The organism is Plantactinospora sp. A48, from assembly GCF_055793945.1.
The window spans coordinates 1-623 of sequence record NZ_JBTIXF010000150.1 but is presented as its reverse complement, the minus strand read 5'-3'; the positions used below and the strand labels follow the sequence as shown (position 1 = coordinate 623).

The 623-nt window shown below is 65.3% G+C and carries 1 protein-coding gene; it reads right to left on the bottom strand.

The window, feature by feature from the left end; genetic code table 11:
• On the bottom strand, positions 1-623 hold a 623-nt coding region (locus ACXN5W_RS30385; protein WP_473161819.1), incomplete at both ends, for an SGNH/GDSL hydrolase family protein.

Genomic DNA, 623 nt, shown 5'->3' with positions numbered 1-623 from the left:
CGATGCTGCCGGGGACGGTGCGTAGGGCGTTGTACCAGACGGCTGCCATTTTGTCGTAGCCGTTGGCGGTGGGGTGGATTCCGTCGATGAGGTCGGCGGTGGTGAGGGCGGAGTGTTGGTCGACGAGGTGGACGTGTTTGCCGGCGTTGGTTTTGGTTTGGACGATGCCGGGGATGGTGGCGTTGAAGGTGCGGACGGCGTTTTCCTGGCCGGTGTTGGCCAGGGGGATGATTTGGGCGACGAAGATTTCGGCGGTGGGGATGGTGGTGGTGAGGTGGTCGATGAGGGTGGAGAGGCGGTTGGGTGCGGTGCTGACGTTGTAGTTCTGGAGGATGTCGTTGGTGCCGATGTGGAGTAGGACGGTGTGGGGGTTGTAGGTGCGGGCCCAGGTGGTGATGTTGGCGTCGATCTGGTCGATGCGCCAGCCGGGGTGGCCTTCGTGGTCGTGGTCGCCGAGGTTGGCGGGTCCGTTGTATTGGGAGCCGACGAGGTCGATGCGGTAGCCGCCGGTGGCGAGGCGTTGCCAGAGGCCGATGCGGTAGCCGCCGGGGACCTGGGTGCCTTCGGTGATGGAGTCGCCGAGGGGCATGACCCGTACTCCACCGTTGGACTCCGCACTGGCG